General features: G+C 50.5%; 23 protein-coding genes. 3 read left to right on the plus strand and 20 right to left on the minus strand.

The genetic code is table 11. The features are described from left to right. Positions 1-82: 82 nt before the first annotated feature. From rnhB to rpsB, 15 genes are all read right to left on the minus strand, one after another. Positions 83-703 carry a ribonuclease HII gene (gene rnhB / locus ACSTTG_RS02680; protein WP_438458885.1) on the minus strand — a complete coding sequence of 207 codons (621 nt, stop codon included), beginning with the start codon at positions 701-703 and terminating at the stop codon, positions 83-85. A 2-nt stretch (positions 704-705) separates the two neighbouring features. Beyond that, positions 706-1,848, minus strand: coding sequence for a lipid-A-disaccharide synthase (gene lpxB / locus ACSTTG_RS02685; protein ID WP_438473714.1), 1,143 nt, complete (start codon positions 1,846-1,848; stop codon positions 706-708). Positions 1,849-1,919: 71 nt separating this feature from the next. Beyond that, entirely contained in the window at positions 1,920-2,708 is a 789-nt protein-coding gene (gene lpxA / locus ACSTTG_RS02690; RefSeq protein WP_438458887.1) for an acyl-ACP--UDP-N-acetylglucosamine O-acyltransferase, read from the minus strand. Between the two features lies 1 nt (position 2,709). Then, the gene (gene fabZ, locus ACSTTG_RS02695) at positions 2,710-3,162 is read right to left on the minus strand and encodes a 3-hydroxyacyl-ACP dehydratase FabZ (RefSeq protein ID WP_438458888.1); all 453 of its coding nucleotides are present in this window, start codon (positions 3,160-3,162) and stop codon (positions 2,710-2,712) included. A gap of 281 nt (positions 3,163-3,443) precedes the next feature. Next, complete coding sequence (gene lpxD / locus ACSTTG_RS02700; protein WP_438458889.1) at positions 3,444-4,466, minus strand: UDP-3-O-(3-hydroxymyristoyl)glucosamine N-acyltransferase; 1,023 nt, start codon at positions 4,464-4,466, stop codon at positions 3,444-3,446. Between the two features lie 6 nt (positions 4,467-4,472). Then, positions 4,473-4,982, minus strand: a complete 510-nt coding sequence (locus ACSTTG_RS02705) for an OmpH/Skp family outer membrane protein (protein ID WP_438458890.1) — start codon at positions 4,980-4,982, stop codon at positions 4,473-4,475. 100 nt (positions 4,983-5,082) lie between these two features. Next, positions 5,083-7,488, minus strand: a complete 2,406-nt coding sequence (gene bamA / locus ACSTTG_RS02710; RefSeq protein WP_438458891.1) for an outer membrane protein assembly factor BamA — start codon at positions 7,486-7,488, stop codon at positions 5,083-5,085. Positions 7,489-7,527: 39 nt separating this feature from the next. Continuing rightward, the gene (gene rseP, locus ACSTTG_RS02715) at positions 7,528-8,886 is read right to left on the minus strand and encodes a sigma E protease regulator RseP (protein ID WP_438458892.1); all 1,359 of its coding nucleotides are present in this window, start codon (positions 8,884-8,886) and stop codon (positions 7,528-7,530) included. Positions 8,887-8,888: 2 nt separating this feature from the next. After that, positions 8,889-10,091: a 1-deoxy-D-xylulose-5-phosphate reductoisomerase gene (ispC, locus tag ACSTTG_RS02720; RefSeq protein WP_438473715.1), complete on the minus strand. Its 1,203-nt coding sequence runs from the start codon at positions 10,089-10,091 to the stop codon at positions 8,889-8,891. 42 nt (positions 10,092-10,133) lie between these two features. Further along, the gene (locus tag ACSTTG_RS02725; RefSeq protein ID WP_438473716.1) at positions 10,134-10,976 is read right to left on the minus strand and encodes a phosphatidate cytidylyltransferase; all 843 of its coding nucleotides are present in this window, start codon (positions 10,974-10,976) and stop codon (positions 10,134-10,136) included. Positions 10,977-10,991: 15 nt separating this feature from the next. Next, complete coding sequence (gene uppS / locus ACSTTG_RS02730; protein WP_438458895.1) at positions 10,992-11,747, minus strand: undecaprenyl pyrophosphate synthase; 756 nt, start codon at positions 11,745-11,747, stop codon at positions 10,992-10,994. Positions 11,748-11,835: 88 nt separating this feature from the next. Then, positions 11,836-12,393, minus strand: a complete 558-nt coding sequence (frr, locus tag ACSTTG_RS02735; protein WP_438458896.1) for a ribosome recycling factor — start codon at positions 12,391-12,393, stop codon at positions 11,836-11,838. 153 nt (positions 12,394-12,546) lie between these two features. After that, positions 12,547-13,278: a UMP kinase gene (gene pyrH / locus ACSTTG_RS02740; RefSeq protein ID WP_438458897.1), complete on the minus strand. Its 732-nt coding sequence runs from the start codon at positions 13,276-13,278 to the stop codon at positions 12,547-12,549. A gap of 148 nt (positions 13,279-13,426) precedes the next feature. After that, positions 13,427-14,269, minus strand: coding sequence for a translation elongation factor Ts (gene tsf / locus ACSTTG_RS02745; protein ID WP_438458898.1), 843 nt, complete (start codon positions 14,267-14,269; stop codon positions 13,427-13,429). Between the two features lie 129 nt (positions 14,270-14,398). Next, a complete protein-coding gene (rpsB, locus tag ACSTTG_RS02750) occupies positions 14,399-15,127 on the minus strand; it encodes a 30S ribosomal protein S2 (RefSeq protein WP_438458899.1) in 729 nt (242 codons plus the stop codon). 333 nt (positions 15,128-15,460) lie between these two features. Between rpsB and map the strand changes: the two genes are divergently transcribed. The 3 genes from map (at position 15,461) to ACSTTG_RS02765 (ending at position 19,708) form a co-directional block, all read left to right on the plus strand. Next, the gene (map, locus tag ACSTTG_RS02755) at positions 15,461-16,339 is read left to right on the plus strand and encodes a type I methionyl aminopeptidase (protein WP_438473717.1); all 879 of its coding nucleotides are present in this window, start codon (positions 15,461-15,463) and stop codon (positions 16,337-16,339) included. A gap of 185 nt (positions 16,340-16,524) precedes the next feature. Next, positions 16,525-19,149 carry a bifunctional uridylyltransferase/uridylyl-removing protein GlnD gene (glnD, locus tag ACSTTG_RS02760; RefSeq protein WP_438473718.1) on the plus strand — a complete coding sequence of 875 codons (2,625 nt, stop codon included), beginning with the start codon at positions 16,525-16,527 and terminating at the stop codon, positions 19,147-19,149. A gap of 175 nt (positions 19,150-19,324) precedes the next feature. Next, positions 19,325-19,708 (plus strand): DUF3461 family protein, encoded by a 384-nt coding sequence (locus ACSTTG_RS02765; protein ID WP_438473719.1) that lies wholly within the window; start codon positions 19,325-19,327, stop codon positions 19,706-19,708. A gap of 162 nt (positions 19,709-19,870) precedes the next feature. Here ACSTTG_RS02765 and pgpA read toward each other — a convergent pair whose 3' ends face one another. The 5 genes from pgpA to ribBA form a co-directional block, all read right to left on the minus strand. Then, positions 19,871-20,374 carry a phosphatidylglycerophosphatase A gene (gene pgpA, locus ACSTTG_RS02770; RefSeq protein ID WP_438473720.1) on the minus strand — a complete coding sequence of 168 codons (504 nt, stop codon included), beginning with the start codon at positions 20,372-20,374 and terminating at the stop codon, positions 19,871-19,873. Beyond that, positions 20,371-21,345 carry a thiamine-phosphate kinase gene (thiL, locus tag ACSTTG_RS02775; protein WP_438473721.1) on the minus strand — a complete coding sequence of 325 codons (975 nt, stop codon included), beginning with the start codon at positions 21,343-21,345 and terminating at the stop codon, positions 20,371-20,373. Before thiL ends, pgpA begins: the two co-directional genes overlap by 4 nt. A gap of 390 nt (positions 21,346-21,735) precedes the next feature. Continuing rightward, on the minus strand, positions 21,736-22,206 hold the full coding sequence (gene nusB / locus ACSTTG_RS02780; RefSeq protein WP_438458906.1) for a transcription antitermination factor NusB: 471 nt from the start codon (positions 22,204-22,206) through the stop codon (positions 21,736-21,738). After that, complete coding sequence (gene ribH, locus ACSTTG_RS02785) at positions 22,206-22,676, minus strand: 6,7-dimethyl-8-ribityllumazine synthase (RefSeq protein WP_438458907.1); 471 nt, start codon at positions 22,674-22,676, stop codon at positions 22,206-22,208. Before ribH ends, nusB begins: the two co-directional genes overlap by 1 nt. A gap of 199 nt (positions 22,677-22,875) precedes the next feature. Then, positions 22,876-23,985, minus strand: a complete 1,110-nt coding sequence (ribBA, locus tag ACSTTG_RS02790; RefSeq protein ID WP_438473722.1) for a bifunctional 3,4-dihydroxy-2-butanone-4-phosphate synthase/GTP cyclohydrolase II — start codon at positions 23,983-23,985, stop codon at positions 22,876-22,878. Positions 23,986-23,999 lie beyond the last annotated feature (14 nt).

Genomic DNA, 23,999 nt, shown 5'->3' on the forward strand with positions numbered 1-23,999 from the left:
AATTCTAACGCAATTTCATTCAATATCTATGCTTGATTCACGCCAACTGCTGCAATTTCCACCCAGTTTGGCCATATTTTTTCTACTCTAGGCCAAGGGCGCGCTTAACCGGTTTAAAGCTCTTACGATGTTGCTCAATCACCCCGTGCTGCTCTATAGCGGCAAAGTGTGCCTTGGTTGGGTAGCCCTTGTGCTGAGCAAAGCCAAACTGTGGGTGAAGCTTATCCAGCGCTTCCATCTCTTGGTCACGTACGACTTTAGCGATAATCGACGCAGCACTGATTTCTGCGACGCGCAAATCGCCCTTGACCACCGCTTGACTCGCCATCGGCAGCTCTGGGCAGCGATTGCCATCAATCAGCGCAAGGTCAGGTTGAACCGACAAGCCTGCAATCGCACGCTGCATGGCAACCATGGTCGCTTGCAGGATATTAAGCTCGTCGATCTCCTCTGGAGAGCAACGTCCTACAGACCATGCCAGCGCTTTCTGTTTTATCTCAGGCAGCAGCGCAAGGCGCTTCTTTTCCGAGAGTTTTTTTGAGTCGTTCAGCCCTTCAATTGGGTTATTCGGGTCAAGGATCACCGCTGCGGTGACCACATCGCCGACCAGCGGGCCACGGCCTACCTCATCAACACCTGCAACCAGCTGATAGCCTGCAGGGTATTCAAATTCTGGGAGCTCTAACGCTTTACTTGCCGCCATAATTAACCTCTATTTATTAATTTAAGTACGGCGTCCGCTGCCTGTTTGTCTGCACCCTTGCGAATCCACTGATGCATCTGGGTAAATTTATCTAGTACCTTCTGATTATCGCCCTCGAGCAACGCCTTGACCTCACGATAGAGATTGTCCACGCTGCACTCCTCTTGCAACAGCTCCGTCACCAAGGGCTCATCCGCTAATATGTTTGGCAAAGAGACGTATTTGGTCTTAAGCATGCGCTTGGCCAAAAAGGCGGTGATGGCATTCACTTTATAACCCACCACCATAGGTCTTTTGACTAGCATACACTCAAGCGCCACGGTGCCCGATGCAAGCATAACGGCATCGGAGGCTGTGATCACCGTGCGCGCGGTATCATTGACCAAAGTAAAATCCAGCTCAGGCGCGACTTGCTGCCAAGCCTGTTCAAACTGAGCACGGCGCTTGTCATTCACCAGCGCCACAACAAAGCCAAGCGTTGGATCATCCTGATGGAGGCGCTTACATGTCTCAATAAACGGCTCAGCCAGCATTGCCAGCTCGCCCCCACGACTGCCTGGTAACACCGCTAACCAGCGCTTGTCACTGGCAAGACCCAGTTCTTGACGCGCGGCTAGCTGATCCGATTCAAGCGGGATCGCATCAGCTAAAGTATGACCGATAAACTCACAAGGCACATTGAAGCGATCATAGAACGCCTTCTCGAAAGGCAGAAACGCCAGCACCAAATCGGTAGCCTTGGCAATGCCATGAATGCGATTTTGTCGCCAGGCCCATACTGAGGGACTAACGTAATGGACCGTGGTGATCCCAGCATGTTTAAGGTCACGCTCAAGACGCAGATTAAAGTCGGGCGCATCGATACCGATAAACACATCCGGTGGATTAGCGGTAAAATGTTTGACCAGCTCGGCCTTGACATGCAGTAAGCGCCTCAAGCGCCCAAGCACCTCGACCAGCCCCATCACCGCCAACTCTTCCATATCAAACAGCGACTGACAGCCTTGAGCGATCATCTTCGGTCCGCCGATACCGACAAATTCTGCATCTGGATAGACACGCTTGATCTCAGCCATCAAGCCCTCACCAAGCGTATCCCCGGATAACTCGCCTGCGACTATTCCAACCCGCAATGGTCTGGCCATAACTTTCTGTTCCTTAAAATGAAAAAAGACCGCCACGGGGGCGATCTTTTGCTAACCACCGCAAGCGTTGATTAACGAATGATACCACGCTCAGACTGCTCTAACATGTCACACATTGGCTGAACCGCTGGCCACTCTTGTGCCATTTCTGCTAGGGCTGCTTTCGCTTCATCCAACGACTTACCTGAACGATAAATCTCTTTGTAAGCGTTCTGCAGTGCACGCAGCTCAGCGCGCTCAAAACCATTACGTTTTAGCCCCACTAAGTTAAGACCAAATGGCGTCGCGTGATTGCCTTGAGCCAGTACGTACGGTAATACATCCTGAACCACTGCAGAACAGCCACCAATGTAGGCATAAGCGCCAACACTACAAAATGGATGGATAGCCGAAAGGGCCATCACACCCGCGTAATCGCCAACGGTCACATGACCGCCAAGGATGGAGTTGTTACCGATATGGGTGTGGTTACCGACAATCACATCGTGGGCAATGTGAGCATTGACACACAACAGGTTATCATCACCGATCACCGTGGTGCTCTTGTCTTGTACCGTGCCACGATGGATCTGTACGCTCTCACGAATCACGTTACGTGAGCCCACCACAACCGTGGTGTCTTCACCACCGTACTTCTTGTCTTGGTTCTCTTCACCAATAACCGCTTGTGGGAAGATACGGTTGTCATCACCGATGGTAGTATGTCCCTTGATCACCACATGCGACATGATCTCATTGCCTTCACCAATAACCACATCTTTGGTGATGTAGGTGAAAGGTCCAACCGTGGTGTTGGCACCAATCTTAGCACCCTCTTCGACAACTGCTGCCGGATGGATTTGAGCCGATTCATGGATCATATTAAAACTCTCTACGTGCACATTTTAGTTCAGCTGAGCACACAACCTCGCCGTCTACCTTGGCTACGCCATTAAAGGCTGCGATGCCGCGACGCTCTTTAAGAAATTCTACTTCAATGACCAACTGATCGCCTGGTGTTACTGGCTTACGGAATTTTGCATTATCAACACTCGCAAAGTAGTACAGTTCGTTACCTTGCGGCGCGCCAAACGATTTAAACGCCAAAAGACCCGTCGCCTGTGCCATCGCCTCTAGGATCATCACGCCAGGAAAAACCGGCAGTTGTGGAAAGTGACCAGTAAACTGTGGCTCGTTGACCGAAACGTTCTTGATCGCCTTCAGGAATTTCTCTTCTTCAAAATCTACCACTCGGTCGATCATCAAAAACGGGTAACGATGAGGCAATAGCTCTTGAATCTCAGTAATGTTCATCGTTTTATTTTCTGTAGTCACAGTCCTAATCCTTACTAATTTAATTCTTAATATTATACCCAAGCCCCTTGGGGCTGCACTTGGCAAATGTCAAAATAGTCAATAAATACGCCGCACCCTCAGGTGGTTGCTGACGATAAGCAACGGGCATACAAAAAGACTCGCCAAGCCAAGGTGTCCAACTCCATCCAGAGTCAGAGATAGTTGAAACGAAGAAAAAGACTCGCGAGATGCGAGTCTTTACAGTGTTTTGCCTGATGCACACTCCACTCGCTAAAAAGCAACTGGGCACGAGACGGCGGTTACTCAGACTCGAGCTTTTTCTCGACCGCCTTCAAGCGTTTGTTCATGTCATCGATTCGGTGTACACGGGTCGCGGTTTTGCGCCACTCTCGATTGGGTTGCAGCGGAATACCGGAGGAGTACATGCCCTTCTCCTCGATGCTGCGCATGACCATACCCATGCCGGTAATGGTTACGCCATCGGCAATATTAATGTGGCCATTAATCACCGACGCGCCGCCAATTACACAGTATTTGCCAATCGTGGTACTGCCGGCCACTACTGTACCACCAGCCATCGCCGTACCATATCCGATGTGCACGTTATGCGCGATTTGAATTTGGTTATCAAGGATAACATTGTCCTCGATTATGGTGTCATCCAAGGCACCACGGTCAATCGTGGTACAGGCACCGATTTCGACCCGATTACCAATACGCACAGTGCCGAGCTGCGGGATCTTAACCCACTCACCCTTATCATTGGCATAACCGAAACCATCCGCCCCGATCACCGTATTGGCTTGAACCAAGCAATCGCTGCCAATCTCAACCCGATGATAGATGCTCACATTTGACCACAACTGGGTGTTACTCCCCAGCTTGGCGCCTTGGCCGATAAAACAGCCAGCACCAATTACGACATTGTCACCTAGAACCGCCCCTGATTCGATAACGGCATTTGCCCCCACCGAAACATTGTCACCAAGCAAAACATCATCAGCAATCACCGCTGATGGCGCAATCTGATTCGCCGCTGCAGGCGTGGTATCCAGTGATTGAGTCACCTTAGCAAACGCAATATAAGGATCATCCACCACCAAGGCATTGCCTGGACAAAGCGCCAACTGCGCCTCTTTAACCATGATCACCGTTGCCTGGCATTCTGTGAGGTGTTTGGCGTACTTTGGGTTTGAAAGGAAGGTCACCTGACCCTCCAGAGCCTTGTCCATTGGCGCGACTTGAGACACTACTGCGCTGCTGTCTCCGTGCAGAGTGCCGCCCGTGATCTGGGCAAGTTGTTCTAGAGTCAATGTCGTCATCATCAATTATTTGATCGCTGAAATCACTTTTTCTGAAATGTTAAATTCTGGCTTAGCGTAAGACACGGCTTGAATGTCGATGATCATATCGTAGCCATCTTGCTCTGCCACTTTCTCTACTGCATCTTGGATTAGAATAAACAGTTTTTGCTGCTCTTCTGCTTCACGACGCGCAGACGCCTGCTCAAGAGACTGACCCTTGAGGCGGAATTCGTTTTCAAGCTGCGCGATCTCCATGCGCGCCTGCTCGATTTGCTCTTGGCTCATTAGCTCGCCATCGCGCTGCAGTTTCTCAACCTGAGTGCGCGCTTTGGCTTCAATCGATTTAAGCTCATCGGCTTTGTCTTTGAACTCATTTTGTAATTGCTGGAGAACCGCCTCACGCTGTGGCAGTGCTTGGAAAACCTGTGCGGTGTTGATGTAACCCACCTTTTGCGCGGCCTCAGCAGCATGGGCGAAAAAAGAAGAGCTCAGTACTACAAGGCTTAAACCAGCCGCTTTGATCATAGATTTCAAAATTTCATCCTCAATAGGGTTAGATGCGCAGCCTAGCAACAAGAAAACCGAAAAGGCTGCACAGGAGTCGAACGATAGCCTGTCACCAGACTATCGAGTTTTAGAAGGTGCGTCCAATGGTGAAAGTAAAGAATTCGTCATCATCGCCATCAAAGTCTTTCAACGGCTTAGCTAATGAGAAGACCAAAGGCCCCATCGGCGACATCCATTGCAGAGCCACACCGTACGAAGCACGGTAGTTGGTCCAGTCAGAATAATCGTAGTAGTAACGCTCACTCACTGTAGAGTCATAGAAGAACTCGGTGTCCCACACACTGGCCGCATCGACAAAGACACTGGTGCGCAGTTGACCGCGCATCTCATCAGAGGCGAATGGCGTTGGTACAATCAGCTCAAGGCTCGCCAGCGCGATCGCGTTACCACCCACCGAATCATCGGTTGCGGTAACACAGCCATTGTTACCACATGAGCCGTTGAAGTTGCTGTACACGGCACGTGGACCAGCGGTATTAGAACGGAAGCCACGCAGCGTGGTGAAACCACCCGCGTAGTAGTTCTCGTAGAACGGCAAGATGTTATCGCTGTCGCCCGTTGTACCATAGCCGTTACCGTAGCCAAGTCGACCACGCATCAAGAGAGAAAAATCATGCTTCTCTGTCAATGGGAAGTACTGACGGACATCATACTGAGCCTTAAAGTACTTCGCATCCGAGCCCGGTACAGTCACTTTGACAAAGGCACGCTGATGGTTACCGGCGGTTGGGAAAAAGCCTCGGTTGAGGTTATTACGCGTCCAAGATAGGTTGACGTCAAAATCATCGGTACGCAGTTCGTTTTGATCCCCCTGACCGATACTGCGCGCAAAGCGCTGCGCCTGGTCATAGGTCGGTACATTACCGATGTTGTTGTGGGTATAGCCAACACCAAACTCAAAACGGTTCAGTTCGTCAAATGGGAAACCCCAAGTCACCGAGGTACCGTAACTTTCGTTGGTATAGTCGATAATACCCGCTTCAGACGCCTCAAACTCGTTGTAGAAGATTGAACCGGCCAAGCTGACCCCATCGAGGTTCCAGTACGGGTCGCGGTAATCTAGGCTAACGTTCTTCTGATAGTCATTCATCATCGCGCTGACACCGACACGGTTACCTGTGCCCAAGAAGTTATCCTGCTGCAAACCTACCTGGAAGCTGACACCCGACTCGGTACCGTAGCCGACACCAAAGTTGATGCTACCTGAGTTGGCTTCCTTGACGTTGTACACCAAGTCAACCTGATCCTCACTGCCAGGCACGCGCACGGTTTGTACATCGACCGTCTCGAAGAAGCCAAGACGGTTAAGACGGTTTTTACCGGTCTCGATCGACTGGGAGTTCAGCCAGCTGCCCTCCATTTGACGCATCTCACGGCGCAACACTTCATCTTTGGTGGAGTTGTTGCCGGTAAAGCGAATGTCTCGCACATAAATGCGGTTACCCGACTCAACGTTCACCACAAGAGATACCTGCTGATTCTCATCATCAAACTCAGGCATGGTCGTTACCTGAGGGTAGGCATAGCCTGCCTCACCAAGGATACGCTTTATTCCTTCCTCAAGGCGCGTAACCTCAGAACCGTTGTAGGTATCCCCTGGTTTAAATGGCACTAAGGCGTTAAATTCTGCCTGTTTGCCAATCAAATCACCGCGGAACTTGACTTGGTCGATGGTATAAGGTTCGCCCTCGTCCAAGCCTAGGGTGATATAAACGCCCTTCTTATCAGGAGAGATAGCGACTTGGGTTGAATCAAGCTGGAACTTGAGATAACCACGGTCGTAATAGAACGAACGCAACGCCTCAAGGTCGCCGGCAAGGACCTGCTTTTGGTACTTGTCGTCAGCCAGAAAGTTCCACCAAGCCACATTCACATTGAGGTTAAAACGATTAAGGAGCTCTTGGTCACTAAAGGCTTCGTTACCAAGGAAGTTAATTTGTTCGATCTTCGCCGAAACACCCTCAGTAAAGACAAATTTCAGGTCTGCACGGTTACGTGGCAGGGGCGTAACAACCGCTTGTACTTGAGCGTTGTATTTACCGACACTGTAATAAAAATCCTCGAGCCCCTTTTCAATCGACGATAGCGTGGTGCGATCAAGCGCCTCACCCTTACGTACGCTTGAAGCATCAAGGTTTTGTTCCAACTGCTCATCTTTAATCGCGCTGTTGCCTGAGAAAGAGATACTGGCGATCGTTGGACGCTCAGTAACACGAGCAATCAATACATCGTTTTCACGCAGAACTTGGATATCTTCGAAGTTACCTGAGGCGTAAAGAGAACGAATGATCTCAGCAATGTCTTGTTGATCAATCTCATCTCCGACCCTTACAGGCATGTTTAACAGCGCCGCACCAAGCGCTACGCGTTGCAATCCTTCGATCTGAATATCCTGTACCACAAAGCTCTCTGAAGCTTGAGCGGACAGGCTGGTTGCAAGCAGCGTTGCTAGCAGCGTTTTGTTCATCGCCATAAGTTGTTAGTTATTCCTTACTACTCACTACTGCCTTATCTACAGGCGCGCAAAATCATTAAAGATAGCCACTGCCATTAGGGCAAAAATAATCATACCGCCGACGCGATAACCCATCTCTTGAATTTTCTCTGGCACTGGACGGCGAGTCACCGCCTCAACAGCAAAAAACAGCAGATGGCCACCGTCAAGCATCGGCAATGGCACTAAATTTATTATTCCAAGGTTGATACTAATCAGGGCGAGGAAACCAAGAAAGTACACTAAACCATAGTCGGCGGTCGCACCCGCCCCTTGGGCAATGGAAATCGGTCCGCTTAAGTTGTTCAGACCAACATCACCGACAATCAGTTTTTTGAGCATGGTAACCGTCAAGCCGATCACCTGCCCGGTCTTTTCGACCGCTTTGCCCACTGACTCAAATACACCATATTGCAGGTCGAAGCGATAGTCTTGTGGCCATTCTGAGACCTGAGGAGCAATACCAGCAAAACCTACATCATCGCGCCCACGTTCAGAACGTGAATGGGGAATAAGCGTAACATTGACGTTTGTACCATCACGCGCAACCAACACCTCAATCGGGCTGTCAGGACTTGATTGAATCGCCTCTACGACTTGCTCCCAGCTTGGCGACTCGATGCCGCCAATCGCAATGATTTCATCTCCCACTTGCATACCTGCTCTCGCCGCTGCACCATCCTCCGCGACGTTAGTCAATACGGACTGAATTTCCGGGGTATAAGGGCGAAAGCCGAGTGACGTCAATGCAGACTCGCGCTCTGGGTCAAATTGCCACTCAGTTAAATCCAGGGTTTTAATCTCGGCGCTACCGACTCGCTCTGGTGTGGTCACCGTCAGTGTCATGCGCTCATCACCAATGTGTGCGATCAGCCCCATGTTAACCGATTCCCAGTCTCGCGTTTTGACGCCAGAAACTTCAATAAGTTCCATGCCAGGTTGCAATCCGGCTTCTGCGGCGATCGATTGAGGGGTCACTTGCCCTACCACCGGCTTCACTGCAGGCACACCAATCAAAAAAACCAGCCAATAAGCGAAGATAGCAAAAGCGAAGTTAAACGCAGGACCAGCCGCTACGATAGCGGAGCGCTGCAGGAGAGGTTTCTTATCAAAAGCAAACTGTTGCTCGCTGGCCGGCACGTCATCAACGCGGCCATCAAGCATTTTAACGTAGCCACCGAGTGGGATAATCGAGACACTGTACTCTGTGCCATCTTTACCAATGCGCGACCAGATAGACTTACCAAACCCGATAGAGAATTTTTCAACCCTCACACCACAGCGGCGTGCCACCCAGAAGTGACCGAATTCGTGTACGGCAACCAAAATGCCAAGCGCGATGACGAAGGAGGCGAAATTCCATAAAATACCGGTCATAACTAGCGTTCCTTTAGCGATTCGTGTGCGAGTGTACGAGCCATTCTATCGAGGTCAATCAGGCTTTCCAAGTCATAGCTGCGTGAGTGTAGGTTCATCGCACAGGCTTTGTTCAACACCTTCTCATTGATGCGAGCAATATCGGTAAAGCGGATTTGCCCCTGCAAGAAGGCCTCAACCGCTATCTCATTGGCTGCATTGATGGCCGTCGTGGCATGCTGCCCCTCATAACAGGCGTCAATCGCCAACTTAAGGCAAGGGTAGCGCTGATAATCCGGCGCCATAAACGTCAACTGGCCAAGAGTGGTAAAATCCAAAGCACCGACACCCGATGGGGTACGCTGCGGATACGACATCGCGCAAGCAATCGGGGTCGCCATATCTGGCTCACCCATCTGGGCTAGCACCGAGCCATCGTTGTACTGCACCATCGAATGGATCACCGATTGAGGGTGAATAATCACCTCAAGCTGTTCACGTGCGGCATTAAATAACCACTTAGCCTCGATATACTCAAGACCCTTGTTCATCATCGTCGCAGAATCCACCGAGATTTTGGGTCCCATTGACCAATTCGGGTGAGCAATCGCTTGCTGCGGCGTGACGTGTTCAAGTTGTTCTACGTCGGTGTAACGAAAAGGTCCGCCCGAGCCCGTGAGCAAAATCTTGCTCACGCCATGCGCGGTCAGATCGCAATGTCCCATTTGCGTTTGAATATCACGATTCAAACACTGAAAAATCGCGTTGTGCTCACTGTCAACAGGCAGCAGCTCAGCGCCCGAGGCCTGCACAGCATCGATAAACACCTGCCCTGACATCACCAGTGCTTCTTTATTCGCCAGTAGGATTCGCTTACCCGCCTTAACCGCGGCCAGCGTCGGCACCAGACCCGCAGCGCCGACAATCGCCGCCATCACGGTATCCACCTCAGACAGCGTCGCAACCTCGACCATACCCTCAACACCGGCCAGGACTTGAGTGGCTAGCGAATGCTTGTGAATAGCTTGTTCGAGAAGGCGTGCAGCCTGTTTGTCCGCCATGACCGCATAGCGCGGCTGCCACTTAATACACAGCTCAAGCATCTTCTGATGGTTAGACCCAGCGGCGATCGCCACCACCGAGTAGAGCTCGGGATTATTTTCGATAACTTTGAAGGTGCTGGCGCCAATCGATCCTGTGGCGCCAAGGATAGTAAGCTTTCTCATTAAAACAACCGATAAAATCAGGGTCAGACGATATCGCCTGACTTAGAATACGTAGTAAAGGAAAGCAAAGACCGGGAACGCTGCCGTGAGGCTATCGACGCGATCTAGAATCCCACCATGACCGGGAATAAGGTTACTGCTGTCTTTGATGCCAGCCACTCGTTTAAACATGCTTTCCACAAGATCACCCAAAACCGAAATAATCACAGTCAGCAAGGTAATCATCAGCATGCTGCCAGTACTTGAGAACTCAAGCTCAAAGCCTTTCGCTGCCAAAAGCGCCACCACAAATGCCGTCACAATGCCGCCGATAAGCCCCTCAATCGTCTTATTAGGACTGACGTGAGGTGCCATCTTGCGCTTACCAAAGGCACGGCCTGCGAAGTAGGCACCGCTGTCCGCTGCCCAAACAATCAAGCACACGAATAGCACCAACTTAGCGCCGTAGTAGGGTTGCTCAAGGACACTATCCGCGCGCAACATAACGATACTCCACAAGAACGGAAGTAAAGTCAGCATGCCGAACACATGTCGCAGCGGGCACGAGTCAGACCAAAACTTGGCCGACTTAGGATAACTCAGTGCTAGGGCTGAAGCGAACAACCACCAAACACTGCCGATGGCCAACAAGGCAATGTGCCCTGCACCAACGGAGTTGAGGCTCTGCGCGTCAAAAGGAAGAACAACAAAAGAGAGCGCCGTGACAATCACTATCGGAAGCAGGGCAAGAGGGCGTGATTGCTGACCAACAAACTGGGTCCACTCCCACGCGCCAAGGAGGGTAATAAGGGTAATCGCGGATACAAAAAAACCTAGGGGTAAGAAAAAAATACCCAAAATAACAAGAGGTGCGAGTATCAACGCAGTAATTATTCTTTGCTTCAAACTTTATGTCCTACTCTATGATGAAGTCATTAGAGCTTTCACTTGCTCACCAGTGCAACCAAAACGGCGCTCGCGATTGATAAACCAGGTCACCGCCTCAATAAGATTGTCCTCACCAAAATCCGGCCAGTAGACAGGGGTAAAGTACATCTCTGCGTAAGCCAACTGCCACAGCATAAAGTTACTAATGCGACATTCACCACTGGTGCGGATCAAAAGATCAACCTCAGGCAAATCTGACATGGTCAAGTGCGAGGTGATCAATGATTCGTCGATCGCCTCTGCAGCCACCTGGCCTTGCTCAACCAACTTAGCAATCTTGCGCGTCGCTTGGGTGATATCCCATTTGCCGCCATAGTTAGCAGCAATGTTGATCACCATCCCGGTGTTGTTTGCCGTCAATGCTTGTGCCTTGGCAATCTTATCTTGCAGGCGCGAACTGAAGCGCTGCGTGTCGCCAATCACACGTAAGCGTAGATTATTTTGGTGCAGCTTTTTGACTTCTGTTGATAGAACGGTAATAAACAGCTCCATCAATACGCCGACTTCTTCTTCAGGGCGCTGCCAGTTCTCACTACTAAACGCGAAGAGCGTCACGGCCTTGATGCCCAGTTGGCTGGCTGTTGAGATGGTCTTGCGCACGGATTTTACCCCGTTCTTATGACCAAACACTCTTGGTTTACCCTGCTCTTTCGCCCAACGACCATTGCCGTCCATAATAATGGCAATATGCTGTGGGAGACTGTCAGAGGCGAGTTGGTTAGTTTGCATAAGCGTTACAATTGGAAGTGAAATAGATGATAGATAAATAAGAAACGCTGTGACACAGCACAGCGTTTTAGGGAGAGAGTAAGAGGGATTATACTTCCATCAACTCTTTTTCTTTTGCAGCAAGAACTTCATCAACCTTTTTCACTGCCGCATCGGTCAGCTTCTGGATTTCGTCTTGTGCTTTGCGATCTTCGTCTTCTGAGATCTCTTTGTCTTTTAGCAATGCTTTAAGATCGTTATTTGCGTCACGACGGATGTTACGGATAGCAACACGACCACCTTCAGCTTCACCACGTACAATCTTAACTAGGTCTTTACGACGCTCTTCTGTTAGCGGTGGTAGTGGAACACGGATAATCGTGCCCGCAGACATTGGGTTTAGACCTAGGTCAGACGTCATGATCGCTTTTTCGACTTTTGGCGTTAGCTCTTTGTCGAATACCGTGATCGCCAGCGTACGTGCATCTTCTGCGACTACGTTAGCTACCTGGTTTAGAGGCGTTGGCGCACCGTAGTACTCAACTGAGATACCCGCTAGTAGGCTTGGGTGTGCACGACCTGTACGTACTTTAGAAAGGGTGTTACGTAGAGCTTCAACGCTCTTGTCCATGCGCTCTTGAGCGTCTTGTTTGATCTCGTTAATCACAATCTCACCTTAATATTGTTTTCTTTGCCGCTTATCAGGTGGTCATTGGCACCCGATGCCACGGTAGAATGAGGTCTAACAGAACCGAATCTCGACATTCTATCAGAACTCAAAGGCTTGGGGGAATTTCCTCAAGCCTTTCTTTATCAGAGTTTATTCTGCGTCACTAATTAGTGTGCCTTCCGCTTCACCCATCACCACGCGGCGAAGAGCACCTGGCTTGTTCATGTTGAACACACGGATTGGCATTTTGTGGTCGCGCGCTAGGGTAAACGCCGCTAGATCCATCACTTTCAGCTCTTTTTCTAGCACTTGCGTGTAAGAAAGGTGGTCAAGCAGTTCAGCATCTGGGTTTGATACTGGGTCAGCCGTAAACACGCCATCAACCTTAGTTGCTTTTAGTACCACGTCAGCCTCGATCTCGATGCCGCGCAGACACGCTGCAGAGTCAGTGGTAAAGAATGGGTTACCAGTACCGGCAGAGAAGATCACCACGCGACCAGTGCGCAGTTGGCTGATTGCGTCTGCCCAGTTGTAGTCGTCACACACACCTTTTAGTGGGATAGCAGACATCACGCGTGCATTAACATAAGCACGGTGCAGCGCATCGCGCATCGCCAGGCCGTTCATTACAGTTGCTAGCATACCCATATGGTCACCCACAACACGGTTCATGCCCGCTTCAGCAAGGCCAGCACCACGGAACAGGTTACCACCACCGATAACCACACCCACTTGAACACCCAGTTCAACCAGTTCTTTTACTTCTTGAGCCATACGATCAAGGATGGTTGGATCGATACCAAAGCCTTCGTCGCCTTGAAGTGCTTCGCCGCTCAGTTTTAACAGGATTCGTTGATATGCTGGTTTAGGGTTTGTAGCCATGGAGTTTACCTTCCAGTAGAGAGTTATTGATTAACAGTCACGAATTGAAACTATTAAGTCCGCAATTCCAATTCATCACGATTAAACCCATCTCACAAAAAGACCGCAGCCAAGGCTACGGTCTAATCATTGAGCAAGTCAGAAAGGATTAACCTTTTTGAACTGCAGCAACTTCGTCAGCGAAGCTCATTTCTTCCGCTTTCTCGATACCTTCACCAACTTCTAGACGTACGAAGTTAGTTACAGCAGCGCCGCGCTCTTTTAGGATTTCGCCTACAGATTTCTTAGGCTCCATTACGAACGCTTGACCAGTAAGAGAGATTTCGCCAGTGAATTTCTTCATGCGGCCAACAACCATCTTCTCAGCGATCTCAGCAGGCTTGCCTTCGTTCATTGCGATTTCAACTTGAACCGCTTTCTCTTTTTCAACTACGTCTGCAGGTACGTCTTCTGGGTTAACGAACTCTGGACGTGAAGCAGCAACGTGCATTGCAACGTGCTTAAGAGTTTCTGCGTCGCCAGAACCAGCAACAACAACACCGATCTTCTCACCGTGACGGTAAGCAGAGATAGCTTCGCCTTCAACGTATTGTACGCGACGGATGTTGATGTTTTCACCGATTTTAGCTACTAGAGCAACGCGAGTTTCTTCGAATTTCGCTTGAAGCTCTTCAGCAGTTGCTTTAGTGGCAAGTGCGTCAGCAGCCACTTCTTCAGCGAAAGCAGTGAAGCTAGCATCTTTAGCAACGAAGTCAGTTTGGCAGTTAACTTCAAGAAGAACAGCAACACCGTTTTCTTCTTTGATGATGATTGCGCCTTCAGCAGCTACGTTACCTGCTTTCTTAGCAGCTTTAGCAGCGCCAGACTTACGCATGTTTTCGATTGCTAGTTCGATGTCGCCGTTAGTTTCAACAAGCGCTTTCTTACATTCCATCATACCTGCGCCAGTACGTTCGCGCAGTTCTTTAACTAGAGCAGCAGTTACAGCCATTCTCTGTTCCTCGGTTGATTCTAAATAAGGTAAAAATCAGGGGCCGCTTGGGGGCCCCTGTAACTAACTATAACTTAGTTTATGTGAACAGATAATTTCACGCAAACCAAGATTAACAGTGAGCCGCTATTATTCAGCTTCTACGAAACCATCTTTGTCAGCAGCTTGAGCTACGTCTTTGTTACGACCTTCTGTAACCGCAGATGCAGCAGCGTTTAGGTAAAGCTGTACTGCACGGATTGCATCGTCGTTACCTGGGATAACGAAGTCAACGCCGTCTGGGTTAGAGTTAGTATCAACTACAGCGTAAACTGGGATACCTAGGTTGTTAGCTTCTTTAACTGCGATGTGCTCGTGATCAGCGTCGATTACGAATAGAGCGTCTGGTAGGCCGCCCATATCTTTGATACCACCAAGAGATTTCTCTAGCTTCTCCATTTCGCGAGTACGCATTAGAGCTTCTTTCTTAGTTAGCTTCTCAAAAGTACCGTCTTGAGCTTGAGCTTCTAGGTCTTTTAGACGCTTGATAGACTGACGAACAGTTTTGTAGTTAGTTAGCATACCGCCAAGCCAGCGGTTGTTAACGTAGAATTGGTTGCTTGCAATAGCAGCTTCTTTAACAGCTTCAGATGCAGCGCGTTTTGTACCTACGAATAGTACTTTACCTTTCTTCTCGCCAACTTTAGCAAGTTCTGCTAGAGCGTCGTTGAACATAGGTACAGTTTTTTCTAGGTTGATGATATGAACTTTGTTACGAGCACCAAAGATGAATGGCTTCATTTTTGGGTTCCAGTAACGAGTCTGGTGACCGAAGTGAACACCAGCTTTTAGCATATCGCGCATTGATACAGTTGCCATTTTAAAATCCTCTATGGGGTTAGGCCTCCACATCCCCCATGTATCCGACCCTGCCTAAAAGCGGGCACCCCGGAACATGTGTCGGAATGTGTGTGATTTAAAGTTAAGTGTAGAATCTACCGCAGCATCGCCGATAACGAAGACAACTGTGATGATTCCGGCGCGCTTTATACCATATTTTTACCGCTTTAGGCTAGTAAAATCTCGCTAAAGTCACCCATCCTGTAAAGGTAGACGCGAGATGCAGTCGCTTCTCACTTACACGTACAGACTTATCCTGATAGAATAGTCGCCAGCAACCAACCTGCGCGAGCAGCTTATTGAGAAAGATTTATGTCAATCAAAATCAAAACAGAACAAGAAATCGAACGTATGCGTCTGGCGGGCAAACTCGCAGGCGAGATTCTTGAAATGATCGAGCCACACATCAAAGAGGGTGTGACAACCGAAGAGTTAAACCAGATTTGTCACGACTACGCACTCGAGCGTGGCGCGTACTCGGCGCCTCTGGATTACCATGGCTTCCCTAAATCAATCTGTACCTCAATCAACCACATCGTGTGTCACGGCATCCCAGCCACACAAGACGAGATGGGCAGCAATGGTCAGCTCAAGCCAGCGGTATTGAAAAATGGCGACATCATTAACGTCGACATCACAGTGATCGTCCCAGATGATGAGAGCGCAGACCTATCAACCCGTCCAGCCGGTTACCACGGCGACACCTCTAAGATGTTCCTAGTTGGTGATGTGTCTCCAGCAGACAAGCGCCTATGTATGGTTGCGCAAGAAGCGCTGTACATTGGTATGCGCAAGGTTAAACCAGGCGCAACCGTTGGCGACATCGGCACCGCGATTGAGAAGTACATCAAAGACAACAACAAGAAAAACCCACGTAACAAGTTCTCTATCGTTAAGGACTTCTGTGGCCACGGCATCGGTAATGAGTTCCACGAAGAGCCGCAAGTCGTCCACTATCGAAACGCTGACCGTCGCATCCTCAAAGAAGGCATGTGCTTCACCATCGAGCCAATGATCAACGCCGGCAAATTCGGCTGTAGCGTCGACGCCGAAGATGACTGGACAGTCTACACCGGCGATGGCAAAAACTCAGCCCAGTGGGAACACACGGTTGTGGTGACTAAAGACGGCTGTGAAGTCCTAACCCTACGTTCAGACGACACCATCCCACGCCACATGAACAACAGTTAAGTCTCGGGGACGTTTCACTTCGAGTATCACTCCGTTCCGAGGAGCGAGGAGTCCAAACACGCTGGACACTCCTCGCTTCCTGTAGGGCATCGCCCGTCCTCGCACCTCGCCCCTTTAGTTTTTTGTAACATCAGTCCTATGCTTTTGATAAAGTACTTTTATTATTGCTTGCACGGAATGCATCTATGTCGATTCAATCACCCTTGACATTGGAAGAGCAGCAGCTCTCCATCACCGCTCTCAAACAGCAACTCGAGCAATTTGCTGAGCACCAAAAACAGCAGTTTTTTAACCACCAGTCGATTACCGAATTGGTGCTCGGTCGCTCCAATTATATGGACAGCCTGCTCGAGAGGCTGTGGCAACACTTTGGCTTTAATGAGCTGCCGCATATCAGCCTAGTTGCCGTTGGCGGCTATGGGCGTGCTGAGCTACACCCACTGTCAGATATCGATATCCTGATTGTCTCTAAGCTCACCCTGCCCAACCATTTAGAGGCTAAGGTCAGTGAGTTTATTACCTTGTTATGGGACTTGCGCCTTGAGGTGGGTCATGCGGTGCGCACCGTGTCTCAGTGTGCTGAGATTGCACGCGATGACCTGACCGTAGCAACCAATCTGCAAGAAGCTCGCCTGCTGTGCGGCTGTGAAGAGACCTTCTCACTGCTTGAGCAAGAGATCCATTCAGAGCAATTCTGGCCAAGTGAGGTGTTTTATAAAGCCAAACTCGAAGAGCAGAAAGAGCGTCATGCGCGCTATCACGACACCACCTATAACCTAGAGCCGGACATCAAATCGACCCCTGGTGGCCTGCGTGATATCCACACCCTAAGCTGGATTGCCCGTCGCCACTTTGGTGCGACCTCGCTACTGGAGATGAGCCGCTACGGCTTTCTCACCGATGCTGAGTATCGCGAGCTGCTGGAGTGCCAAGACTTCCTCTGGCGCGTGCGCTTTGCGCTGCATATCGACCTGCGCCGCTACGACAACCGTCTGACCTTCGCCCATCAAGCCAATGTCGCCGAGCACCTGGGTTATGTCGGTGAAGGGAATCGCGGTGTTGAGATGATGATGAAGGAGTTCTATCGCACCCTACGCCGGGTTGCTGAACTGAATAAGATGCTGCTGAAGATCTTCGACCAAGCGATTCTCAACAACGGCGTTGCCGAAGATGCAGTTGTATTGAGTGATGATTTCCAGCGTCGTGGCAAATTGATTGAAGCGCGCAAGCCTGCGCTGTTCCAAGCTCGCCCCGACACCATCTTGGATATGTTCCTGCATATCGCCAACGACTCGACCATCGAGGGCGTGGCACCGGCTACCATGCGTCAATTACGCACCGCCAGACGTCGCCTTAATAAGTTCCTGCACGAGCTGCCAGAAGCGCGCGAGAAATTTATGGCACTGTGTCGCCATCCCAACTCACTGCACAAGGCATTTAGCCTAATGCACCGTCTGGGAGTGCTCTCTGCCTACCTGCCACAGTGGAGCCAAATTGTTGGTCAGATGCAGTTTGACCTATTCCATGTTTACACCGTGGACGAGCATAGTATGCGCCTGCTCAAGCACATTAATGGCTATAGCTACGCGAAAAACCGCGATAAGCACCCTATCTGCTGTGAGGTCTTCCCACGTATCCAGAAGAAGGAGCTACTCATCCTCGCCGCCATCTTCCATGATATCGGTAAGGGGCGCGGTGGTGATCACTCTGAGATTGGTGCTGTCGAAGCATACGACTTCTGTCTTGAGCATGGCCTGTCAAAACCAGAATCTAAACTGGTCTCTTGGCTGGTGCAAAACCACCTTCTTATGTCGGTTACCGCGCAGCGTCGCGATATCTATGACCCTGAGGTGATCACCGAGTTTGCTAAGAAGGTCCGTGACGAAGAGTATCTAGAGTTTCTGGTCTGTCTGACGGTTGCCGATATCTGCGCCACCAACCCAGAGCTGTGGAACAGTTGGAAACGCACCCTACTCGCTGAGCTGTTCTACTCTACTCAGCGCGCGTTGCGCCGTGGCCTGGAAAACCCAGTCGATGTGCGCGATCGCATTCGCCACAACCAGCACCTCGCCTCGGCTATTTTACGCAAAGAGGGCTTCACCGCTCGTGAGATTGAGGTGCTATGGCAGCGCTTTAAGGCCGATTACTTCCTGCGCCACACCCACAAGCAGATCGCTTGGCACGGCATGAACCTATTGCGCCATGAAGACCCAGAGCAGCCAATGGTCCTTATCAGTAAGAAGGCAACGCGAGGCGGCACTGAGGTGTTTGTCTACAGCAAGGATCAGCAATCTCTATTCGCGACTGTGGTTGCCGAGCTCGACCGACGTAACTTTAACGTCCACGATGCGCAAGTAATGACCAGCAAAGATGGCTTTGTTCTCGATACCTTTATGGTGCTTGACCAGCATGGCGAGGCGATCGATGAGTCGCGTCACAAGGCGGTGATTAAACACCTATTGCACGTACTTGAAGACGGCAGACCAACCAAGATCCGCACCAGACGCGCACCGCGCAACCTTAAGCACTTTAAGGTCAAAACGCGGGTCAACTTCTTGCCAACCAAGAGTAAAAAGCACTCGTTTGTCGAGTTTGTCGCCTTGGACACCCCTGGCCTGCTCGCCAAGGTCGGGGCGACGTTCTCCGAGCTGGATATCAGTATCCATGCCGCTAAGATCACCACTATCGGTGAGCGCGCGGAGGATTTCTTTATCATCACCGGTCCAACCGGCGGCAAGCTGGATGCAGAGCAAGAGCAGCAACTGACAGAATCACTGAAAAAGAGTGTCTCAGAGCTCGCACCAGAATAGCGAACTCGTGCACAACTCACTGGTTTTTCATTAAAAGAGGCCGCAGCTCACTGTCGAGATGCGGCCTCTACTGTTACAGTTATTAAAAGGTTCATTGCGATATTCATGCTTACGAGCCGTTCAGATGATAACTCTAGTCAGTCATGCTCTACCCAGTAAATAAGAGAGGCCTGTTATGTTCCCCAACCTCAATGGTTTAGGCATTCAAGACCCAATGCAGATCGAGCGCTATTCCCTACGTCAAGAAGCACATAAAGACGTGCTCAAAATCTATTTTCGCAAGCAAAAAGGGGAGCTATTCGCCAAAAGCGTTAAGTTCAAGTACCCACGCCAAGTCAAACACGTCCTGGTCGACAGCAGCACCCACCACTACAAAGAAGTCACCGAGATCAACCGCAACCTAACCCTAATCATCGACGAGCTCAACACCATCACCAAACCAGAAAAAATCGCCGAAGTCGACGTTAAACAAAAGATCCTCAGCGACCTACGCCATCTTGAAAAAGTCGTCTCGAGCAAGATCGCGGAGATCGAGGCGGATCTTCAAAAACTTAAATGACAGAGGCGAGAATCGAGAAGCGAGAGGCGAGATTGTTAGTCGCGCGTTGAATTTCTGGAGCTAAACGCTCATGACGTTGTAAAGATAACTGCTCTCGAAAAGCGAGCTAACACTCGCCTCTCGCTTCTCGCAGCAACGCGATCTCGCCTCTCTGGCTACAGGCTATAACCAGCCAGAAACAAGCCCCACGCCAACCAACGCAACCGCCGACATCACCCCAGCCACAATATCATCAACCATAATCCCGAGGCCGCCGTGGATGCGCTTGTCGAGCCAGCCGATTGGCCATGGCTTGACCATGTCGAAGAAGCGGAACAGGACGAAACCGGCAATCAGCCATTTCCAGTCGAACGGTGAAATCGACAGCATGGGTACCACTAGCATAGTGATCCAAAAACCAGCGAACTCATCCCACACGATAGAGCCGTGGTCGTGGACGCCCATGTCGTCAGAGGTTTTTTGGCAGATCGTCACCCCAACCCAGCATGAGGCCAGCACGATAATGACATACAGCCACGGGGGCAGTTGAACCAGTAATAGGTAAAACGGGATTGATGCTAGTGTGCCCATGGTGCCTGGCACAACCGGGGAGAGACCACTACCAAAACCTGTTGCAAGCAAATGCCATGGGTTGGACATAGAGAGGTGTTGTTTTGGGTTGGTCATGGTGTTTCCTTAAAGTGATCGTAACCAGAAATAGTCCAGTCGAGCGGCTCGCCACTCGCATGAAGGGTAAGTTGTGGCGCTGTGTGAATAGTGCCAATACAAGTCAGTGCCACCCCGCACTGGGCAGCAATGTGATCTAACTGTGCTTGATGCTGCAGCGGGGCGGTAAAGCACAGCTCATACTCTTCGCCACTGGTCAGCGCATATTGGCGGGCTAACGAGTGGCTAGCAACAAATGACAGTAACGAGGCTGAGAGCGGTAAGGCATCGACATTGATGTCAGCGCCGACCTTCGATGCCTTGAGGATGTGGCCAAGATCGGAAATCAGGCCATCTGAGATATCAATTGCGGCGCTAGCAAAGGGACGCAGGGCCTCTCCCACCTCGATACGTGGCGTGGCGTGGAAATGACGCTTAACCAAGGCTTGCGCCTCAGGCCGCTCCTGTTGGCTTGGGTTTAAAATCACATCCAGCCCCGCCTTGCTATCACCCAGTTGGCCGGTGACATAAATACTGTCGCCAACCTGCGCGCCACTGCGGCGTAGCGCCTGACCTTTAGGCACAAAGCCTTGGACCGTCAGAGTAATACTCAATGGGCCTTTGGTGGTATCACCGCCAATCAATTTCAAATTATAACGATCGGCGAGGGCAAAAAACGCCTCACAAAATGGAGCCAGCCATGCCTCATCAGGCTCAGGCATCGTCAGGGCCATCGATACCCAAGCCGGCGTCGCCCCCATCGCAGCAAGATCACTGAGATTAGATGCCAACGCCTTATGCGCCACCCAAGCCGGCGGCGCATCAGCAAGAAAGTGCGTACCCGCCACCAAACTGTCAGTACTCAGCGCAATCGACATCCCCTCAGGCACCTCAAGCAACGCACAATCATCCCCCGCCGCCAACAACACATCACTGCGCCGCGCTTGACGGTCAACAAAATACTTTTCGATCAGGTTAAACTCACCCGCCATTGGCCAGCCATTCCCTTTTTATAAACAGATTATTAGCGCCAAAGCTTATATTAAAAAGAGGCGAGAGGCGAGAGGCGAGAGGCGAGAGGCGAGAGGCGAGAGGCGAGAGGCGAGAGGCGAGAGGCGAGAGGCGAGAGGCGAGAGGCGAGAGGCGAGAGGCGAGAGGCGAGAAAAGCGTTGGGGATTGACGTAACAGTGTCAACCCTTTTTCATACGGATGATTGAAAATACTTAAGAAGTCTGTTTTTTCACCAGACAGTACAGCGCGCTCCCCTCGCCGCTCGCAGGGCAAAGCCCGATCCCGCCTCTCGACTCTTCCCAACAGGAATAAAAAAGGCCAGCGGAACTACCCACTGGCCTTTTATCAACTACAACCTCAAAAACGAGGAATTACTTCTTCTTACGAACGTGCGGTGCGGCTTTATCAAGTACACCGTTGACGAACTTGTGGCTCTCTTCTGAACCAAACACTTTCGCCAGTTCGATGGCTTCGTTGATCACGACTTTGAATGGCACATCTTCACGGCGTGTCATTTCGTACATAGCCAAACGTAGCAGCGCAAGTTCCATCATGTCTAGATCTTGCATTGGACGAGAAGTGTACGGACGGATCTTGCTGTCCAGTTCGTTGTGACTCAGTACGACACCAGTCAGAAGATCACGGAAGTATGCCACGTCAGTTTCAGGTGCAGACAGCGCTGGCTCAGAGGCGTGGTGCTCCTCTTCCTCATATTTACCACCTGATAAGAATTGCTCTTCGATGTTAGCAATATTTTCTTTTGTAATTTGCCAAGAATAAATTGCTTGTAGAGCAAATTGACGTGCATTACGACGTGCGGCTGGTTTCACACTGGCCCCCATTAGGAATCGATTTCTGAAAGAACGTTAATCATTTCAAGTGCGCTTAGTGCAGCCTCTGCACCTTTATTACCCGCCTTGGTTCCCGCGCGCTCAATGGCTTGGTCAATAGTATCTACAGTCAGTACGCCAAATGCCACTGGCAGGCTGTACTCTAGAGATACTTGAGCTAGACCTTTGTTACATTCACTGCAAACATAGTCAAAGTGTGGTGTACCACCACGGATCACCGTACCTAGCGATACGATAGCGTCAAATTTACCGGTTTTTGCCACACGTTGCGCTACCAATGGTAGCTCTACAGCACCTGGACAACGAACTACGGTAATGTTGTCTTCGCTAACTTGTCCATGACGCTTTAAAGTGTCGATAGCACCAGAGAGTAAGCTTTCGTTAATAAAGCTGTTAAAACGAGAAATAACGATAGCAATATTTGCCTTTGGTGCAGGGAAACCACCCTCGATCACTTTCATAAGCCTTCCTTTAACTACATTCATCAAGTGAGAATCGCCGGATTCTAGCACAAATTTGTGACACATATCTAATGGAAAATTGGTGTCCGGCGAATACAGATTGGATAACGGTCGACGACGGCTTAAATTAACCTAATAGACACTAGTATAGTCGTCACTTGGTTATTACCGCGCGTCGTCAGCCAGATTTAATTTCAGATTATTCGCAAACGTACTCAACCACGTTGAGGCCAAAGCCACCTAACGCATGGTATTTCTTGTTGGTTGACGATAGCAGGCGCATATCATGCACACCGAGATCCGCCAGAATCTGTGAGCCCACACCCACGCGACGGGAAGTGCCTTGCTTCTTCGCCAAGGTAGGTGCTTCGCCCTTATCCTGCGCTTCAAACATCTTCACGCGGTGGATAAGCAGGTCGGTTGATTCTTCGTGGCCCAAGACCACCAAAACACCACCTTCTTCGCCAATGCGTTGCATCGCTTGATCGAGAGACCAACTGCGCTCTGCATTACGATCGCTATGCAACAAGTCGGTAAACACATCCAGTAGGTGCACGCGCACCAATGGTGGCTCGCCAGTCAAGTCGCCTTTACACATCGCGTAGTGCACTTCATTATCGATAGTATCGCGGTAGGTCACCAGCTCAAACTCACCAAACTCGGTTGGCAGGCGGCAAGTCGCCACGCGTTCGATGGTCGTTTCAGTGTTGTTACGATATTCAATCAAGTCCGCGATCGTACCAAGCTTGATGTCGTGCTTCTCTGCGAATACTTCGAGATCAGGGCGACGCGCCATGGTGCCGTCGTCATTGAGGATCTCAACAATCACAGAGGCTGGCTCGCAGCCTGCTAGGCGCGCAAGGTCGCAGCCTGCTTCTGTATGGCCAGCGCGCGTCAGTACGCCGCCGTCTTGTGCTGATAGAGGGAAGATGTGACCAGGCTGAACTAGGTCCGCCGCTTTCGCGTCCTTTGCCACTGCCGCTTGCACAGTGCGTGCGCGGTCTGCCGCTGAAATGCCCGTCGTTACGCCCTCAGCCGCCTCGATTGAAACCGTAAAGTTAGTGGTATACTGAGCATTGTTGTCTTGCACCATCGGTGGCAGGCCTAAGCGACGACAGCGCTCTTGAGTCATGGTCAGACAGATCAAGCCACGGCCATGCGTCGCCATAAAGTTAATTGATTCTGGCGTAATGTGCTCGGCGGCCATGATCAGGTCACCCTCATTCTCGCGGTCTTCGTCATCCATCAGGATAACCATTTTACCCAAACGAATATCTTCAATGATTTCTTGCGGCGTGCTAATCGGCATCTTATCTACCCTTT

This window comes from Vibrio glycogenivorans (genome assembly GCF_051660965.1).
In the GTDB taxonomy this organism is placed as follows: Bacteria; Pseudomonadota; Gammaproteobacteria; order Enterobacterales; family Vibrionaceae; genus Vibrio.

Bases quoted from the DNA above. Each gene is read 5' to 3' on its own strand.
- tsf (WP_438458898.1), bottom strand. From the start codon at position 14,269: ATGGCTGTAACTGCTGCTCTAGTTAAAGAACTGCGCGAACGTACTGGC.
- uppS (WP_438458895.1), bottom strand. From the start codon at position 11,747: ATGCAAACTAACCAACTCGCCTCTGACAGTCTCCCACAGCATATTGCC.
- ribBA (WP_438473722.1), bottom strand. From the start codon at position 23,985: ATGCCGATTAGCACGCCGCAAGAAATCATTGAAGATATTCGTTTGGGT.
- nusB (WP_438458906.1), bottom strand. From the start codon at position 22,206: ATGGGGGCCAGTGTGAAACCAGCCGCACGTCGTAATGCACGTCAATTT.
- lpxA (WP_438458887.1), bottom strand. From the start codon at position 2,708: ATGATCCATGAATCGGCTCAAATCCATCCGGCAGCAGTTGTCGAAGAG.
- lpxB (WP_438473714.1), bottom strand. From the start codon at position 1,848: ATGGCCAGACCATTGCGGGTTGGAATAGTCGCAGGCGAGTTATCCGGG.
- map (WP_438473717.1), top strand. From the start codon at position 15,461: ATGTCAATCAAAATCAAAACAGAACAAGAAATCGAACGTATGCGTCTG.
- pgpA (WP_438473720.1), bottom strand. From the start codon at position 20,374: ATGACCAACCCAAAACAACACCTCTCTATGTCCAACCCATGGCATTTG.
- thiL (WP_438473721.1), bottom strand. From the start codon at position 21,345: ATGGCGGGTGAGTTTAACCTGATCGAAAAGTATTTTGTTGACCGTCAA.
- glnD (WP_438473718.1), top strand. From the start codon at position 16,525: ATGTCGATTCAATCACCCTTGACATTGGAAGAGCAGCAGCTCTCCATC.
- ACSTTG_RS02765 (WP_438473719.1), top strand. From the start codon at position 19,325: ATGTTCCCCAACCTCAATGGTTTAGGCATTCAAGACCCAATGCAGATC.
- ribH (WP_438458907.1), bottom strand. From the start codon at position 22,676: ATGAAAGTGATCGAGGGTGGTTTCCCTGCACCAAAGGCAAATATTGCT.
- rpsB (WP_438458899.1), bottom strand. From the start codon at position 15,127: ATGGCAACTGTATCAATGCGCGATATGCTAAAAGCTGGTGTTCACTTC.
- rnhB (WP_438458885.1), bottom strand. From the start codon at position 703: ATGGCGGCAAGTAAAGCGTTAGAGCTCCCAGAATTTGAATACCCTGCA.
- rseP (WP_438458892.1), bottom strand. From the start codon at position 8,886: ATGACCGGTATTTTATGGAATTTCGCCTCCTTCGTCATCGCGCTTGGC.
- pyrH (WP_438458897.1), bottom strand. From the start codon at position 13,278: ATGGCTACAAACCCTAAACCAGCATATCAACGAATCCTGTTAAAACTG.
- lpxD (WP_438458889.1), bottom strand. From the start codon at position 4,466: ATGACGACATTGACTCTAGAACAACTTGCCCAGATCACGGGCGGCACT.
- ispC (WP_438473715.1), bottom strand. From the start codon at position 10,091: ATGAGAAAGCTTACTATCCTTGGCGCCACAGGATCGATTGGCGCCAGC.
- bamA (WP_438458891.1), bottom strand. From the start codon at position 7,488: ATGGCGATGAACAAAACGCTGCTAGCAACGCTGCTTGCAACCAGCCTG.